13 protein-coding genes are annotated in these 16218 nt (G+C 67.9%); 6 read left to right on the forward strand and 7 right to left on the reverse strand.

Annotated elements, in window-relative coordinates; genetic code table 11:
* The first annotated feature begins 33 nt into the window (after positions 1 to 33).
* The 3 genes from ACNTAO_RS04950 to ACNTAO_RS04960 all read left to right on the forward strand — a co-directional run bounded on the left by ACNTAO_RS04950 (position 34) and on the right by ACNTAO_RS04960 (position 1956).
* On the forward strand, positions 34 to 1047 hold the full coding sequence (locus tag ACNTAO_RS04950) for an AI-2E family transporter (protein WP_435160854.1): 1014 nt from the start codon (positions 34 to 36) through the stop codon (positions 1045 to 1047).
* A 171-nt stretch (positions 1048 to 1218) separates the two neighbouring features.
* Positions 1219 to 1443 (forward strand): UPF0175 family protein, encoded by a 225-nt coding sequence (locus ACNTAO_RS04955; RefSeq protein ID WP_435160855.1) that lies wholly within the window; start codon positions 1219 to 1221, stop codon positions 1441 to 1443.
* Positions 1444 to 1956, forward strand: coding sequence for a PIN domain-containing protein (locus ACNTAO_RS04960; RefSeq protein ID WP_435160856.1), 513 nt, complete (start codon positions 1444 to 1446; stop codon positions 1954 to 1956).
* A gap of 302 nt (positions 1957 to 2258) precedes the next feature.
* On the opposite strand, the gene ACNTAO_RS04965 is transcribed toward ACNTAO_RS04960, so the two are convergent.
* From ACNTAO_RS04965 to ACNTAO_RS04985, 5 genes are all read right to left on the reverse strand, one after another.
* Positions 2259 to 3647 (reverse strand): NAD(P)/FAD-dependent oxidoreductase, encoded by a 1389-nt coding sequence (locus ACNTAO_RS04965; protein WP_435160857.1) that lies wholly within the window; start codon positions 3645 to 3647, stop codon positions 2259 to 2261.
* Between the two features lie 88 nt (positions 3648 to 3735).
* Positions 3736 to 4215 carry a type II toxin-antitoxin system VapC family toxin gene (locus ACNTAO_RS04970; RefSeq protein WP_435160859.1) on the reverse strand — a complete coding sequence of 160 codons (480 nt, stop codon included), beginning with the start codon at positions 4213 to 4215 and terminating at the stop codon, positions 3736 to 3738.
* 9 nt (positions 4216 to 4224) lie between these two features.
* Positions 4225 to 4503 carry an AbrB/MazE/SpoVT family DNA-binding domain-containing protein gene (locus tag ACNTAO_RS04975; RefSeq protein WP_435160860.1) on the reverse strand — a complete coding sequence of 93 codons (279 nt, stop codon included), beginning with the start codon at positions 4501 to 4503 and terminating at the stop codon, positions 4225 to 4227.
* Positions 4504 to 4665: 162 nt separating this feature from the next.
* Positions 4666 to 5388, reverse strand: coding sequence for a queuosine precursor transporter (locus ACNTAO_RS04980; RefSeq protein WP_435160861.1), 723 nt, complete (start codon positions 5386 to 5388; stop codon positions 4666 to 4668).
* Entirely contained in the window at positions 5381 to 5623 is a 243-nt protein-coding gene (locus ACNTAO_RS04985; RefSeq protein ID WP_435160862.1) for a ribbon-helix-helix domain-containing protein, read from the reverse strand. Before ACNTAO_RS04985 ends, ACNTAO_RS04980 begins: the two co-directional genes overlap by 8 nt.
* Before the next feature lie 293 nt (positions 5624 to 5916).
* On the opposite strand from ACNTAO_RS04985, the gene ACNTAO_RS04990 reads away from it, so the two are divergent.
* The 3 genes from ACNTAO_RS04990 (at position 5917) to ACNTAO_RS05000 (ending at position 11774) form a co-directional block, all read left to right on the forward strand.
* The gene (locus ACNTAO_RS04990) at positions 5917 to 7662 is read left to right on the forward strand and encodes a COG1361 S-layer family protein (protein WP_435160864.1); all 1746 of its coding nucleotides are present in this window, start codon (positions 5917 to 5919) and stop codon (positions 7660 to 7662) included.
* 3 nt (positions 7663 to 7665) lie between these two features.
* Positions 7666 to 10194 carry an efflux RND transporter permease subunit gene (locus ACNTAO_RS04995; RefSeq protein ID WP_435160865.1) on the forward strand — a complete coding sequence of 843 codons (2529 nt, stop codon included), beginning with the start codon at positions 7666 to 7668 and terminating at the stop codon, positions 10192 to 10194.
* 65 nt (positions 10195 to 10259) lie between these two features.
* A complete protein-coding gene (locus ACNTAO_RS05000) occupies positions 10260 to 11774 on the forward strand; it encodes a hypothetical protein (protein ID WP_435160867.1) in 1515 nt (504 codons plus the stop codon).
* An 86-nt stretch (positions 11775 to 11860) separates the two neighbouring features.
* Here ACNTAO_RS05000 and ACNTAO_RS05005 read toward each other — a convergent pair whose 3' ends face one another.
* Positions 11861 to 13477, reverse strand: a complete 1617-nt coding sequence (locus tag ACNTAO_RS05005; protein ID WP_435160868.1) for a DUF7827 domain-containing protein — start codon at positions 13475 to 13477, stop codon at positions 11861 to 11863.
* A 147-nt stretch (positions 13478 to 13624) separates the two neighbouring features.
* The gene (gene csg / locus ACNTAO_RS05010) at positions 13625 to 16198 is read right to left on the reverse strand and encodes an HVO_2072 family ArtA-dependent S-layer glycoprotein (protein WP_435161355.1); all 2574 of its coding nucleotides are present in this window, start codon (positions 16196 to 16198) and stop codon (positions 13625 to 13627) included.
* Between the last annotated feature and the right edge of the window lie 20 nt (positions 16199 to 16218).

The following is a 16218-nucleotide window of genomic DNA, read 5'->3' on the forward strand; positions in this document are numbered from 1 at the left end:
GTCGATGACCGAGCGACCGGACGGAGGGGCGTCGTGAGCGGATCGTCGAGCCGTCGCCGGGAGCGCCGCGCCCTGGCGGCCATCGCGCTCGCAGGGGCGCTCGTCGCCGGGCTCCTCGTCTCGAGGTACCTCCGCTACGTGCTCTTGGGGGTCGTACTGGCGTACGTACTCACCCCCGCACAGCGTCGGCTCACCACGTACGTGCGAGCGGACGTCGCCGCCGTCTCGCTGATCCTCCTCACGGTGGTGGTCGTGTTCATCCCCGTGGTGTACGTCCTCGCGGTGGCGATTCAGCAGGGACTCGGACTGCTCGGTGCCTTCCGTCGCGGTGAGCTCGACGGTGTCCTCCTCGAGCCGATCGAGGTCTTCGGATACACGGTAGACGGCTCACAGCTCTACACGACGTACAGAGAGCCGATCGAGACCGGGTTCGGGCGGCTGGCGAGCTGGGGGTTGGAGTTCGTTCGGGGGCTCCCCGGTCTCGTCGTCGGCCTCTCGGTGACCGCGTTCGTTCTCTTCGCGCTCTTGCGCGACGGCGACCGCCTGCTCGCGTGGACGATGGCGGTCGTCCCGGTTTCGACGTCCGTCCAGCGAGAGCTGCTCGCCGAGCTCGACGACCTGATGTGGGCGTCCGTCGTCGGGAACGTCGTCATCGCCGCCTCACAGGCGGTGGCACTCGGCGTCGGGTTCTTCGTCGCCGGGTTGCCGGGCGTCACCTTCCTCACCGTCGCCGCATTCTTGCTCACGTTACTCCCGCTCGTCGGCTCGTTCGGCGTCTGGGTGCCCGCGGCGGTCTACCTCTTCGCGGGCGATCGACCGACAGCGGCGGGGGCCATGCTCGTCTTTGGCGTGGTCGTCAGCATCTCTGACGTCTACGTGCGACCGGCCGTGATCAACCGGGCCGGCGCGATCAACGTCGCGGTGATCGCCGTCGGCATCTTCGGCGGGCTCGTGCTCTTCGGCGGCGTCGGGCTGTTCGTCGGCCCCGTGATCCTCGGCGGGGCGAAAGAGGCGCTCGACCTGTACGCTCGTGAGTCCGGCAGTTGATGGCCGACACACGTACCCCCGTCATGAGGGGTGCGAGATGGTCACGCGTTCTCCACTACGTCACCGATGGTCCTGTGACGAACACGACCGCGCGGCTCTGTTGAAATACGTAGACTGTGACTGTTTTCGAGGAATACATTCATATGCGCACAGGTTCGACCGCCAAGCAGAATGGTATTGTCAACCAGCCCTGAAGCGAACGACGAACTCGCGACCGCTGTCGGTCAGTATGTGCTGGGCGAGATCTCGCTCGGGAAGGCTGCCGAAGTAGCGGGAATGACTCGGTGGGAGTTCGAGGCGGTTCTCGAAGAGGCTGGCTTTACCGCGCTTTACGGTCCACGGGCAGACGCCGATCTTCAAGACGAAGTCGACGTCGCACGGAGTCTCGGCGAGTGAATGTCGGGCGGGTACCCTCAGCCAGTCGTCCTCGACACTACAGTCGTCAGTAACTTCGCCAGCACCGATAGCGTCTCATTCCTCGCTGCCGTGTTGGAGAAGCCAGTCGTCGTGCCGGCTGTTCGTGACGAGCTCGAGCGCGGTCTAGACGCCGGTCACGAGTATCTCGACGCCGCCGTCGATGCGCTCGGTGAGGAAGTACCTATTCAACCCGCCGCAGCAGACGATGGTGTTCAGGAGATCCGTGATCGGTTGGATCGCGGGGAAGCAGAGTCACTGCTCGGTGCCATAGAACACCGTGGAACGCTTGCGACCGACGACCTCGCTGCCCGGAAGGTCGCCAACCAACGAGACGTCCCGGTCACGGGATCAATCGGACTGCTCGTGCTCGGCGTCGAATCAGCGTATCTCGACCGCAACACTGCCGACAAGTGGCTTGACACGTGGCGGGACCGACGCGGGTACTACGCACCCGTGAAGAGCATGGCTGAACTACTCGGTAAGGAAGAATAACCAGCAGTCAGCTGGATCTAAGACGACCACGTGACAGCCGGACACGACTTCGCCACACCCTCCCCAGCCGATTCGATACATTCGTAGACGTGGCTGCGTGACCGAGACGCTCACACGACCGCCGGACACTACTTCGCCACACCCTCCCCAGCCGATTCGCTCGTCGCCTGCGGCGACTCACTCATCCCTCGCACGCGCTCGCGAGCCCGCCTGCGGCGCGCTCACGAGGCGCGCGCCACCGTCGGTGGGGTGCTGGTGGATGTGCACCACGGTTCGAGTCGCGGGGTCGGCGTCCGAGCGGGCTAGTACACGTACTCGTCTGCGGCGATGCCGACGTAATCCCGGCTGGTCGCCCGCTTGTTCCACCGGTAGCTCGCGATCAGCTTCAGCGACTCCCACCCGGACCGGTACGGCTGTGCGAGGAGGCCGTCGCCCGCCTCGGCGGCGAGCATCGCGTCGGCCGCACCGATGATCCGGTCCCAGTCGGCAGGGCCGTAGTCGGCGACCATGTCGGCCATCGTCACGTTTCGGAGCACCTCGTCGCCGATGGCCTCCTTCCAGCGTCGGTTGTACGCGGCGAGGTCGCCGGTCGCGGCGAGCTCCCCGGCGATCGCCCCCGTCCGAACCGCGACGTGGTCGCCGCCCTCGTGGAACGCCGACGTCGTCCCCATCGCGCCGCCCACGACGGCGATGCCCGCGTCCGTCGGCGAGTCGATCGGGCGCGTCGACGAGATGGGGTACGTCTCGGTCCCGTCGCGCTTGCCGGCGGCCTCGACCACCGGAAAGTCCGTTTCGACGTCGTACTCGTCGCCGTACTGCCACTCCAACAGTCGACGGACGTACTCGCTTCCACTCGGGATCGAGTCGTCGTCCGGCGACAACAACGCGTAGGCGTCGGCGTCGAACGCCGAGACGTCCATCCCCATCGGCATCGTCAACCCGATCCGGCAGACGCGGTCCTCGTTGGGGAACACCCACGGATAGGCGGTCTCACCGGGCATCACGCCCCACCAGAAGACGATCGCGCCGTCTATGGCCTCGTAGACGGCCTCCGGAACGCGCCGGTACTCCTGGTAGGCGATGTGGTTCGCCTCCGGCGGGGAGAGCCGCTCGGAGGCGGTCGCGTCGGCCGGGAGGTACTCGTCGAGGACGGGGTTCGTCACGGTCCGCTGCGGGCCGTCGGCGAGCACGAGGACGTCGGCACCGACGGTCGTACCGTCGGCGAGCCGAACGACGTGTCGTGGGGTCGGCCCGCCGACGCCGGTCGTGTGGTCCGTCTCGACGTCGCGAACCGCGGTGCCAACCCGGTAGCTCGCGCCGGCGTCTTCGGCGCGCTCGCGGAGCCAGTCGTCGAACCGCGCTCGGTGGAAGGTGTACCCGAAGGCGTCGTACGAGGAGTCGATGCCGGTGTCGTACAGCGTCGCGGACGTCGAGGGACCGCGGAACTCCGCGCGGTCGAGGCGGCGCTGGACGATGCCGTCGTCGAACTCGTCGGGGTGGATCCCCATCAGGTCGACCCAGTAGTCGAGGATCCCGGCCGCGTCGGTGGAGTCCGGTCCGAGACCCTCGCGGTCGGCTCGCGGCACCCCCTTCTCCACGACGAGCGCGTCCGCACCCTCACTCGCGGCCGCGTGCGCCGCGGACGCGCCGGCGGGGCCTCCGCCGACGATGGCGACGTCTACGCGTTCCATACAAAGAGAGGTCGACCTCCGGGCTTTAAATTCACGGTCGGGTCCGGGGTGCGCCTTGAGAGACGCGTCGTCGACGGCGCGGGCAGCGTCACCCTTGGAGGTACGTCAGGCTGTCCCGATCGTCGAGCGGAAGTGGATTTGTATACGTAACGGCCTCACCGTCGCATAGGTCGTCAAAATCGTCATCGGTCGTGAGTATGTATTCAGCATCGTACGCCCGTGCGAGCGACAGAATGAACGAATCATATACGTCGTGGTTCTTTTCAGCGCTGATCTGGTATGCCTCCAACAGTGTGTGCTCGGTCGCACTGATCAGTCGTGCTGGACTCCGGACGAGTGATTGGACCGCATTTCGAGCCGCGACCGCATCCACGTCGAAGGCGTCGATCATGAGGTGTTGTGCTCTGAGTGGATAGTAATCAAAGATGAGTAGCACGTTTGGCCCGTCAAGCGCGTGTTGGATCCATGGGTACACCTTCTCGTGTGCGGGATGATCTTCGGTCAGACCGATAGCGAGGACGTTCACATCGGTGAGTATCGTCACCTCTGTCGGGAGTGCGTCACTCATCCTCCGAAGTCACTCGTCCATCGATCCGAACAGTACGTCTCCCGCGTCAGTCGGCGTCGTATGCTCCCAGTCGGTTCGATCTGCTGTTGCCCGTTTCAACTTGGAACTGGGCTTCGGATTCAGCTCAAGCACAGATCCGATGAGCGTCGCTGGTAGTTCGTCGTTCGATTCGATACCCAACTGTTCGCGAACCGACTTCGGAAGGGTGACTCGTCCCCTGTCGTCAACTGTGAGAGTCAGTTCCTTTTCGAAGGGTTCGTCGATCGATTGTGTTCCCATTATTGCCATCTACATTCCCATTTCTCGGGTGATGTATAAAACCGCACGGGTGCTGTGTGCATACAGCCCACACGCGTCTCGCATGCGCGTTCCACCACCTATACGTGGGTCAATCCCGCGCTGGAGCGAGGTGTTCTCCTCGATCCTCCGTACTCGACAGTACCGCCCTCCTCACTCCCGAACCGCGCCGACGACGAGGTAGACGAACGGCGTGTCGACGAGCGCGATCGCGAGCTTCAAGACGTACTGGCCGGCGACGAGGGTCCCGACCACGGGGAGCGGAAGCGGCTGTCCGATGCCGAGCAGGGTCGGCGCGACGAGGAACGCGACGCCGACGAAGATGACGGTGTCGACCGCCTGGCTCGTCGCAGTCGAGGCGACGTTTCGCAGCCAGAGCAGCCGCGGACCCGTCCGCTCGCGGATCGCGTGAAACAACACGACGTCGACGTTCTGGCTCACCACGTACGCGAGCAGGCTGCCGGCGACGACGTTCGTCGTCGGGCCCAGCGCGGTCGCGAACGCCGAGGAGACGTCGGGGTCGACGCCGGGCGCGACGAGCGTCGACCACACCAGCGCGAGGACGACGAAGTTCATCGCGAAGGCGACGTTGACGACCACCTGGGCGGCGCGACGACCGTAGAGCTCGGCGAAGCAGTCGGACGCGAAGAAGGTGAGCGCGTACGCGAGCGCCGCCCCCGGCAGGAGAATCTCCGGGCCGACGACGGGCAGCGCGACCGGAAGCGGGAGCGCGAGCACCTTCGCGGCCGTGACCTGAGCGGTGACGAGCGCGGTGACGAAGAGCGCGACGAGCCCGACCGCCGCGACCGCGGGGCGTGAGAGCGGGTCGACGGCGAACACCGACTGTGGCCCCCCGGTCGCCGCCCGGTCAGCCATCGTCGGCCTCCACGTCGCCACCGGCGGGCTCCTCGCGGTCGGCCGCTGCGTCGCGCCCCGTGGGCTCGTCGGTGAGTCGTCCGTGTCGCGCGTCGATCTCGTCGAGGACGTCGAGGGTCTTGCGGATCGACGCGCGGATCGCGTCGCTTCGGTTCACGAACTTCCCGTCGTCGCCGACGTGGTCGTCGAGGTCGGCGAGGAGCTCCTCGGGGACCTCGACGCTAATCTTCGGCACCGCGATCACCGCCCCCGGTCGGCGGCCGTCGGCGTGGCGTTCGATAGTATCACAGTATGCTTCGAAGAACCTCGGACGAGCAAAAAGCTGCCTGTCTGGGTCCCGGCGGGCCACCTCACGACGCGGCTGTGGTGGGAGTACTCCGCCGTCGAAACCGGCTGGCGACTCGAGGAACGTAACAGTTATTAATTTTTGAACGGATCAAAATACGTGAGACGAGCCCTTCTTCAGCACGCGTATCGTCGTCCCCGTGGGCGCTCTGTGCCCGTACGGAGACCCACACGAGGTGACCGATGACCGGCCGATCGTCGGGGTGGGTCGCAGTGGTGTTCGCCGGCATGCTCCTGGTGAGTGGCACGGCTGGTATCGCGGCCGCCGGCGTCGCGGCCGCGGGCGTGTCCTCAGGGGGGCCGACCGACGCACCCGCACTCGAGACGACCCCCGCTGTCGACGCGTCGGGTGCGGCGACGGACGCATCGGCAGCCGCAACCGAGGCGGGTGCCGCGCCGGCGCGACCGCAGACCGCGGTCGTCCGCGGCCGGCCGGACCTCGAGGTGATGCTCCCGGACTCGACGGTGACGCCCGGACAGACGAACGAGCTCAGCTTGCAGATCGCGAACGACGGAACGCTGAACTTCGGGTCGGCGGAGAACCGACAGGTCGTCACCACCGCGCGAAACGTGCGCGTCGAAGCCAACGCCGAGGGGACCCCGCTGACGGTCGACACCGACATGCAGGGTATCGGCTCGGTGACCGAAGACCAGCCGCGCACGTTCCAGGTCGCCGTCGACGTCCCCCAGTCCGTCGAGACGGGCACCTACGACCTCGACGTCGAGGTGCGCTACGCGTACCGGTCGTTCCAGGGCGGCGAGCCGATCGGCTCCAGTGCGAACGAGCGAACACGCACGATCACCGAGACCGTCGAGGTAGAGGTGAAAGACGAGGCCCGCTTCACCGTCGTCGACGCAGAGACGGACGCACAGGTCGGTGACTCCGGCACGCTCGAGGCCGTCGTCGAGAACACCGGCTCCGAGCCGGCCATCGACGCCGACGTGACGCTCGAGGCGGCCGGCGACTTCCGGTTCAGCGGGGCCGAGACGAGCACGACGCGGATCAGTCGTCTCGAACCGGGTGCGCGGGCCACCGTCACCTACGACGTGACCGTCGCACCGGACTCGGCCGTCAGGCAGTACTCGATCGACGGGCGGGTGGAGTTCGAGGACCCAGACGGCATCACCCGCGTCGACGAGGCGATCTCGCTCGGCGTCACCCCGCGGCCAGAACAAGAGTTCCGGATCGACGGCGGCGAGACGACGCTCCGGGTCGGTGAGGACGGCGACCTCCGCGGCACCGTGCGCAACGAGGGGCCCGCGCCCGCACGAAACGTCGTGGTCGTCTACGAGAGCGAGTCGCCGAACGTGATCCCGATCGAGACCGAGGTCGCCGTCGGGTCGCTCCAGCCGGGCGAGTCGGCCGAGTTCGCACTCCCGGTCGAGATCGGTGGTGAAGCGGAGGCCGTCGACCGCGTCGCCGACGTGGCGGTGCGCTACCGCAACGACGAGAACGAGCTCCGGCGGTACGAGGACGTCGAGGTCGCATACGCGGTCGGCGAAGAGCGCGACGACTTCGGCGTCGAGGTCGTCGACCGCGAGGTGACTGCCGGCTCGACGACGACGTTCGACGTCGTCGTGACGAACAACCTCGATGAACCCGTCTCCGACGTCGAGGCCCGGCTGTTCGCCGACAGCCCGCTCGACAGCCCCGAAGACGAGGGCTTCGCCGAGTCGCTCGGACCCGGTGAGTCGACGAACATGACGTTCACGCTCGCGGCCGAGGGCGGCGCGACGGCGAAGACGTACCCCGTCTCGATGGACTTCCGGTACGACGACGCCGACGGCGACAGCACGCTCTCCGACACCACCCGCGTCGCGGTGCGCGTCGTACAGAGCGAGGGCGGCTTCCCGTTCCTCACGGTGCTCGGCGTCGTCGCCGCGGTCACCGTGGTCGGCGGGGCAGCCTACTACCGGCAGAGGGAGTAACCCGTGAGCCGACTCGGCGACCGCATCCAGGCCGCAACGGTCACGCTCAGCGAGGTGGTCGTGCGCCGGCGGAAGGCCGTGATCGTCGCCTTCCTGCTCGTGACGGCCGTGTTCGCGGGTGGGATGACGATGGTCTCGACGGAGTCGGACGCGACGGACAGCTTCACCCAGGACGTTCCCGCACAGAACGCCCTCGACGCGGTCGAAGACGAGTTCGAGGACCCCTTCGCGGCCGAAGACGAGTCGACACAGCTGGTCCACACCGGCACGGACGTCCTCTCGCGGCAGGCGATGCTCGCGAACCTCCGGGTGCTCGACCGGGTCGACCGCCGTGAGAGCCTCCGAATGGCGTCCGCACGCGGGCCCGCGACGCTCGTCGCGGCCGAACTCGATCCGGCAGCCGAGACGCCGCGCGAACAGCGTCGAGCGATCCGGACGGCGACGGACACGGAGCTGCGCGAGGCGGTCCGGGCGGCGAGCGAGCGGCCCGGGTTCACGGGTCTCGTCTCCGACGACTTCAACGCCCGCGAGGCGTCCGCGTCCGCGTCGGTGACGGTGATCACCCACGACGTCCCGCAGGGATTCAGCGACGGTGACCTCCAGTCGATCCAGACGACGATCGCGACGCTGGCGTCCGACGAGCCGGCCGACATCCGGGCGTTCGGCAGCGGGATCATCAACGCCGAGACCGGCCAGATCATCGGCGACTCGCTCGCGCTCGTGATGCCCATCCTCGTCGTGTTGTTGTTGGGCTTCCTCGTCGTCGCCTACCGCGACCCGATCGACCTCGCACTCGGGCTCACGGCGTTGTTGATGACGATCATCTGGACGTTCGGCTTCCTCGGCTTCTCGGGAATCCCCTTCACGCAACAACAGATCTCGACGCCCGTGTTGTTGTTGGCCGTGGGCGTCGACTTCGGCATCCACATCATCAACCGCTATCGTGAGGAGACGGTGACGGGCCTCGAGGCGATCCCCTCGATGCGCGTCGCGACCCGGCAGCTGACGATCGCGTTCGTCATCGTCACCGCGACCGCGGTGTTCGGGTTCGGCGCGAACGCCCTCTCCGATCTCCAGCCGATCCGTAACCTGGGGATCATCTCGGCGGTCGGCATCGTCTTCACCTTCCTCATCTTCGGGCTGTTCTTGCCCGCGGTCAAACTCGAGGTCGACCGCCTCCGCGAGCGCTTCGGCGTCCCCGAGTTCAACTCGACGCCGATCGCCAACGAGGAGTCCGCGCTCGGCCGCCTGCTCGCGCTCTCGGCGAGAGCCGGCAATCGCGCGCCGGTGGTGCTCGTCGCCGTGTTGTTGGTGTTCGGCGGCGGGATGGCCGCCTACGGCACCGGCGTCGACACCTCCTTCGAACAGGAGGACTTCCTCCCGCCGTCCGAAGAGCCCGCGTACGTGCAGTACGTGCCCGGGCCGCTGGCCCCCGGCGACTACACCGTCTCGTCGACGCTCGACGTGCTCGAAGAACGGTTCGATGCGAACCAAGACGAGTCGATCACGGTGTACGTCCAGGGGCCGATGGAGGCCGACCACGCGCTGGAGTCGCTCGTGCGGCCCGACCGCGACCCGCCCGACACGCTCGCGCTCGGCGACGAGAACGCGGTCCAGACGGAGAGCCTGGTGACGGTGATTCGTGGGTACGCCGAGCGGGACCCGCAGTTCGCCGCCCTCGTCGAGCGCAACGACCGCGACGGCAACGGCGTCCCCGACCAGAACCTGGCGCTGATCTACGACGCCTTACTCGCGTCGCCCGCCGGCGACCGCGCCGAGCGGTACCTCACCGACGACCGCCGCAGCACCCAGGTGGTGTACAGCGTGGAGTCGGACGCCTCACAGGACCTCGTCACCCAGCAGGGTCGCGCACACGCGGGCGAGTTCCGGTACGCCGCGACCGCGACCGGCAGCATCGTCGTCTTCGACGTGATCTCCGGGATCATCTTCGAGTCGGCGGTCCAGGGGCTGTTCCTCTCGCTGTTTCTCACCGGTGGCTTCCTCATGGTCGCGTACGGCGTCTTGGAGTCGAAGCCGTTGTTGGGGATCGTGAACGTCTTCCCCATCCTGATCTCGGTGGCGGCGCTCGTCGGGACGATGCGCGCCCTCGGGCTCTCGCTCAACGCGCTCACGGCGACGCTGTTGTCGATCGGCGTCGGACTCGGGATCGCGTACTCCGTCCACATCACCGCGCGGTTCGTCGACGAGTACGAGCGGCGCGACACCGCGCTCGACGCGCTCACGAAGACGCTCACCGGGACCGGCGGCGCGCTCATGGGCAGCATGCTCACCACGTCGCTCGGGACCGGGTCGCTCGCGCTGGCTATCACCCCCGTGCTCGGAAACTTCGGACTGTTGATGGGGATGAGCGTGGCGTACTCGTTTTTCATCTCGATCCTCGCGCTCCCCCCGGCGTTGTTCCTGTGGGACCGGTACGCGCCCGGCAGCGGGTCGACGGCGAGCGCGGACGAACCGGCCGTGAGCGAGCCGTCGGCCGAGGACGGCGACGCCGGCGCGCCGGCCCCGCCGTGAGCGCACGGTATCGGCTCCGATAATCGGCGCGGGAGGCTTATTGCGGCTCGCAGACCCCGTCCGCTATGACACGGGGACGGCGCTGGCTGCTCGTCGGGTCGTGCGTGCTCGTCGTGCTCGCGAGCGTGACCGTTGTGCCGGTCACCGGAGCCTCGCCGACGGTCACGCTGACGGTCGACGGCGAGCCGGTCGCGGCCGGCTCGGAGACGCTCGTCCGGACGGACCCGACCGTCGGGGTGCGCGTCGAGGCGTCCGTGCCGGTCGAGCTCGTCGACGTCCGCGTCGACGGGGCGATCCGGTGGTCGCGTGAACCCGGGGAGTCGTCGGTCGAGGCGACGGTCCCGCTCGCGCTCGAGAGCGGAGCGAACGAGGTGACGGTCGTCGCGAACGCGGACGGCGTCTCGAGCGTCTCGGCGACCGTGATCAAAGACGACCAGCGGCCGCGGGTCGCGTACACGGCTCCCTTCGAGACGAGCGCGCTCGCGGGGGTGCCGGCGGAGGTGCGCGTCGACGCCGCAGCGACGACGCTCGCCGGCGACCTGGTCGACGACGCGGGCGTCACCCGACTCACCGTCGACAGGGCGTACACCTACGAGCGCGCCGGCGAGACGCTGGCGAGTCGGCGACACCACGCCCAGCGCGACCCCGGCGACTCCTTCGACCAGCCGCTCTTACTCGGCGACGGGCGGAACAACGTGACCGCCCAGTACACGGACCGCCTCGGGCAGATTCGCGCCGACTCGTTCGTGATCGTCGTCGACGACACGACCGCCCCGACGGTCGACGTCTCCGCGCCGGCACAGACGAGTGCCGAGACGGTACGGCTGACGGGAACGGTCCGCGACGCGGTCAAGGTCACCGACCTGCGGGTGACCCGCCCCGACGGCACCGAGGCGATACTCGTCCAGACGGACGCCGAGCCGGACCGAGACCGGCTCGCGGTCGCCCTCGAGGAGACGGTCCCGCTGCGAGACGGGACGAACGAGATCGTCGTGACGGCGCGCGACCCGGCCGGCAACACTGCGACGGAGACGGTCACGGTCGAGCGTACCGGCGACGCCGACCCCCGGGTGAACGTGACGGCTCGACCGGTCGCGGGAGCGACGGATGCCGTGCGGGTGGTCGGTGCCGTCTCCGGCGGGCCGGTCACCCGAGTGACCGTCGAGAGCGTCGACGAGGCGACCGGCGACCGGCTGGACGTCGTGCGCGTCCGTGGGGCCGCCGAGCCAGCGACGCGCGTCGGCGTGAACGCGTCGCTCGCGGCCGCGAACGTGTCGACGACCGTCCGCGTTCTCGTGACCGACGCGGACGGCGTCCAGCACGAGACGACGGTCGTCGCCGACGAGGCGACGACGGCGACCGCCGCGTCGCCGTCGGCGGACGACTCGCCGGGCGAGTCGGCACCCGCAGAGCCGACCGTGCGCGAGCCGTCACCCCCTGGTGACGCCACGACGGACGAGAACGGTACAGCAACCCGAGCCGAGTCGGTCGACGACGTGGTTCGTCGGATGCTGCGCGAGACGGTCGGGGCCGTCCGAGAGCGCGTGCGCGGGCTCACCGACGTGGACGCGCCGTGGTGAACGAGACGGTGAGCGTCTCCCCGACGCCGGGGTGAGTCGAGCGTCGCGGCAGGAAGCGGGTGTCGTGGTCGGCCGGGTGGGGTCGATCAGTCGTACGCGACCGGCCCGCCGACCGTGTCGGTACCGCGTGCGACCGACACCTCGATCGCGAAGTCGCTGGCGGGCTTCGTGAGGTCGAATTCACACGCGATGCGGCCGTCGGCCGTCACCGCCGTCACGCAGTTCGACACCTGGCTCACGCCGCCGCCACGCTCCTGGGCGTCGACCCGGACGACCACGTCGTTGCCCGGCGCGAGGTTCGTCTCGGCCGAGACGGTGAACAACGGGTCGTCGGGGACGCTCCGGTTCGTGAACGTGACCGACGGCTCGACGACGCGGATCTCCTCGCGCATCGTCGTCGTCGGGAGCACGTCTGGGGCCGCCGCCCCGACCGAGAGCTCGACCGTGTACGTCCCCGGTTCGAGTCGACTCGTGTCGGCGTCGACGACGACCGCGTCCCGTGCCGGGTCGTACGTCGCCTCGAGGGCGGCGAGCGGGGCGACGCGCTCGTCGGCGTCGGCGTCCGCAGCGACGAGCCGCGCGTCGACGCCGTGGCCGAGCGACCCCTGGCCGGCCGGGCCGTACCGGACCACGCCGCGTTCGGTGTGGCTCACGGAGGCGCCGGCGAGCGTCACCGAGACGGGCTCCGTGCCGGCCGTGTCCGGGTTGGTGACCGCGTACGACGCGAGCAGCGTGTCGCCCGCATCAAGCGGGACCGCGCGGTCGAACGCGAGGGTGACCGTGCCGTCGGTGCTCGTCCGGATGTTCCCCACCGCGAACCGAACCGAGCGGTCGACGGTGCCGTCGCCGGTGGTGTCGACCCCGAGCGTCTCGATGTCGCCTCGCGAGAGCCGGTAGACGTCGGTCGGGATCGCGTCGCTCTCGCCGTACTCGATCGTGACCGACCGCATCCGCACCGCCTCGGTCGGCGAGGCGCGGAGCCGATGGGTGGTCCGTGCCGACCGGGACGCGTCGACCGCCGAGACGAGGTCGGCACCCGGCGCGGGCCGCTCAAGGATCCCCCCGAGCCCGCTCACCGCGAAGGTGCTGCGGGCGTGGTCACCGCGCGCGACGGTCGTGGGACCGTCCGTGGGCGTCGACGGGGGTGCCGAGTCGGTCGAGGCGGTGTCGGCGCGTGACTCCTCGGTGGGCTCGGCCGGCAGCGGGGTCTCCGGTGGCACGGCCTGGGTGGCGTTGCCGCCGGCGGTCGGCGGCTCGAGTCGGAGGACGGCCGCGATGCTCGTCGACTCGGTGGCGGCGATCAGGTTGTAGCGGCCGTCCGCGAAGACGAGCCCCTCCTGGGTCGTCGTCTCCGAGACGAGTTCGGCGTCGTCTGCGGGGTCGACCGTCGAGACGTCGACGGTCGTGTCCGCGTCGAGGCCGCGGAAGGTGTCGAGTCGGACGCGGATCCGGCCGTCGCCGTCGCCGTCGCGGACGTCGACGTCGGCGCGGTACGACTGGTCTGCGGCGCGGACGCGGAGTGTGGCCGCCTCGGTGTTGCGAACCCGGAGGTCGACGGTCGCCACGTCGCCCTGGGCGGCGACGGTCGTGGCCTCGCCGAAGCCGACCGCGGGCTCGGCCTGTCCGACCGCTCCGGCTGGAAGCAGCGAGACGGCGAGACAGACCGCGAGGAAGCCGGCGAGCACCGCCGTGCGTGTGGCCATGTGTGCCACCCCTATCGCTGTGTCGGCTAAATACTTTCTGTGGTGGGGTCGCGGCGCGAGACGCGCCGCTGGCGCTCGTCGGGTGAGCGTCAGCAAAAATAAACCGCGTCGGTTGTGGTGAGCGGCCGGTCCGCTCAGGGGTGCTGCTTACTCGTCGCGACGACGGGTCGCGAGGAGCGCGGCAGCGACGAGTGCCACGAGGGCGACGAGCGCGCCGAAGCCGGGCGTGCTGTCGTCCGTGGACTCTTCCTCGGTGGTTTCCTCAGTGGATTCCTCCTCGGTGGTCTCCTCCTCGGTGGATTCCTCTTCAGTGGTCTCCTCCTCGGTGGTTTCCTCCTCAGTGGTCTCCTCTTCGGTCTCCTCCTCGGTGTCCGTCTCGTTCGTGGCTTCCTCTTCCTCCTCAACGGACTCGACAACCTCGACCGTCGTGCGGTCGGTGTTGTCGCCCGTGTCGGCCTCGACGGTGTAGGAACCGGTCTCGAGGTCGGAGGTATCGATGGTCACCATGTAGACGCCGTCAGAGTCCCACATGTCAGTGGAGCCCGACGCGAGCGAGTTACCGTTCTCGTCGAGCACGTCCACGACGACCGAGTTGTCGTCGGCCTTGCGGTTGGTCGTCCCCTCGACGACCATCGTGTCACCCGCTGCGACCGGGTTGACGCCGCTGGCCTGCGAGCCCTCGGGGTAGACGGCATCGACCGAGACGGTGCCGTCGGTCAGACGGAACGTCTGCGAGATAATGACGTCGTCGCTTGCGTCGTCCTCGACGGTCTCGGTGAGGATCCGGTCACGGACCTGGTCACCGCTCAGCTGGCCTTGGCCGCCGAGCGCCTCAATGTAGTTGGTGAGGCCGCCGATGTTGTTCTGGAAGGACTGTCCGTCGATGTCCGGGAGGTCACCGTCACCGATGTTGCCATCACGGCCGTTCGAGATGACGTGGGCGGAGACGGTACCCTGGTTGAGGTCGACCGCGAGGTCGTCCTCGTCGAACGCGTCCTCGTTGTCGACGTTCACGTCGTACGCTTGGGTGTTACCCCGGTCGTCGACGAATGCGACGACGACGCTATCCTGACCAGCAGCCGTACCGTTCACGTCGATGATGTTGTCCTCGTCGGCGATCTGGCCGTTGTACGTGACGAACTCGCCGGTGAGGTCGCCCTCGACCACGTTGATCGAGTCACGGCTGCTCGTCGCCGTGGTCCAGTCCGACGTGGAGATCACACTGGAGCTGATGTCGCCCGCGCCGTTACGGGTCTCGTACTCGACTGCGTCGGTCTCGGAGATGACACCGATCTCGTAGCGGCCCTCGAAGGCCAGGATGTTGTTACCGCCACCCTCGCCCTCGCGGAGGTTGATGTCAGTCTCCTCGAACGTGTCGTCCGAGTCGACGTCGATCGTGTACAGGTCGTCGACCTGCACGATCTCCCAGTCGTTGTTGTCCTTGGCGTAGAGTCGGACTTCGTCCGCACTCGATGCCGTTCCTGCAACGTCGACTTCCTCGCCGACGACGTAGGTGTCAGTCGGGCTGTCGAGGGTCACGTCGCCTTCAGTGACGTCAAAGTCGACGTCGTCTTCTTCAACATCCTCGAGGTCGGCCAGCGACTGCGGGCCGACACCGGCTTCGTGAACGTAGACATCGACCGTGGAGTCATCGAGGTACTGCGTCTCGATGGCACCAGGGGCCTGCGTCCCGTCCATCTCGACGATGGCGTAGGCGTACTCGATGTTCTCGCGGTCGAGCGTGTCGAGTGCGTCGTCACCGGGGAGGACCGTTTGACCGTCAGACGTGAAGAGACCAACTTCGACGGTCTCGCCGACGTTACGGAACGTCTGTGCGAGGTCATCGTTCGGAGTGCCGTCACGGAGGTCGGCCTCCTCGATCAGGACGAGGTGCTGGTCCCCGTCGATGCCGCCTGTTGCGGTGAACTCGAGGTTGTCGCCCTGTGTTGCGGAGTCACTACCGAGCTCCAGCTGGATGTTGTCCTGGCTGGTGGTCTCGATCGTGTACTCTTCGATGACGTCACCGTAGTCGAGGTTGTTGCTGCCCTCGAAGATGACGGTGTACTCGCCCGCGTCCTCATCGGCGAGGTCGAGCACCAGCGCCTCGTCGGTGCTGGTCACGTCGCCTTCGATCGTGGAGTCGTCGAGGACCTGGTTCGTGATATCGCTACCGCTCGGGTCTTCGACGGTGATGTCGAGGTTCTCTGCCTCTTCGAAGTTGTACTCAGCGACGATCTCGAGATCGCCTGCGCGGTCGGACGGAACCTGGCTGATGTCGTCACCCAGGCCGCCACTGCCGAGCTGAACCTCTGCAGTCGTGATGCGGGGCTCGACGACGGTCGTCGAGAAGCCACCGCTGCCCGAGTCAGGACCGTTCAGGTCGTACGTACCGGTCTCTTCGTCCTGTGGGATCGGCATCTGGAGGGGCGTGCCCTCGCGGTCGCCGGACGTGCCCGAGAGCGCGCTGGCGGCGACTTCGTTGCCGTCGTCGTCGATGAAGGTGAGTTCCTCCTCACCCTGGAAGACGACGTTGCCGTCCGTGATGGCGATACGTCCGTCGTCGAGCTCGTCACGGTTGGCGACGGAGCCGTCGGACGGGGTGTCACCGCCACCGCCGGCGGTCACGTCAACAACGGTTTCGCCAGCGCTTGCGTCACTGGTATCGCCGTCAGTGATCGTGATCTGACCCTCAGAGTCGGTTGCAGTGACAGTGTACTGCACCTCGACCGTCGTGCTGGTGA

This window comes from Halorubrum zhoui (assembly GCF_051194155.1).
In the GTDB taxonomy this organism is placed as follows: Archaea; Halobacteriota; Halobacteria; order Halobacteriales; family Haloferacaceae; genus Halorubrum.

Coding starts and splice junctions, on each gene's coding strand:
- ACNTAO_RS04955 (WP_435160855.1), top strand. CDS start 1,219: ATGGTATTGTCAACCAGCCCTGAAGCGAACGACGAACTCGCGACCGCT.
- ACNTAO_RS04960 (WP_435160856.1), top strand. CDS start 1,444: ATGTCGGGCGGGTACCCTCAGCCAGTCGTCCTCGACACTACAGTCGTC.
- ACNTAO_RS04965 (WP_435160857.1), bottom strand. CDS start 3,647: ATGGAACGCGTAGACGTCGCCATCGTCGGCGGAGGCCCCGCCGGCGCG.
- ACNTAO_RS04970 (WP_435160859.1), bottom strand. CDS start 4,215: ATGAGTGACGCACTCCCGACAGAGGTGACGATACTCACCGATGTGAAC.
- ACNTAO_RS04975 (WP_435160860.1), bottom strand. CDS start 4,503: ATGGCAATAATGGGAACACAATCGATCGACGAACCCTTCGAAAAGGAA.
- ACNTAO_RS04980 (WP_435160861.1), bottom strand. CDS start 5,388: ATGGCTGACCGGGCGGCGACCGGGGGGCCACAGTCGGTGTTCGCCGTC.
- ACNTAO_RS04990 (WP_435160864.1), top strand. CDS start 5,917: ATGACCGGCCGATCGTCGGGGTGGGTCGCAGTGGTGTTCGCCGGCATG.
- ACNTAO_RS05000 (WP_435160867.1), top strand. CDS start 10,260: ATGACACGGGGACGGCGCTGGCTGCTCGTCGGGTCGTGCGTGCTCGTC.
- ACNTAO_RS05005 (WP_435160868.1), bottom strand. CDS start 13,477: ATGGCCACACGCACGGCGGTGCTCGCCGGCTTCCTCGCGGTCTGTCTC.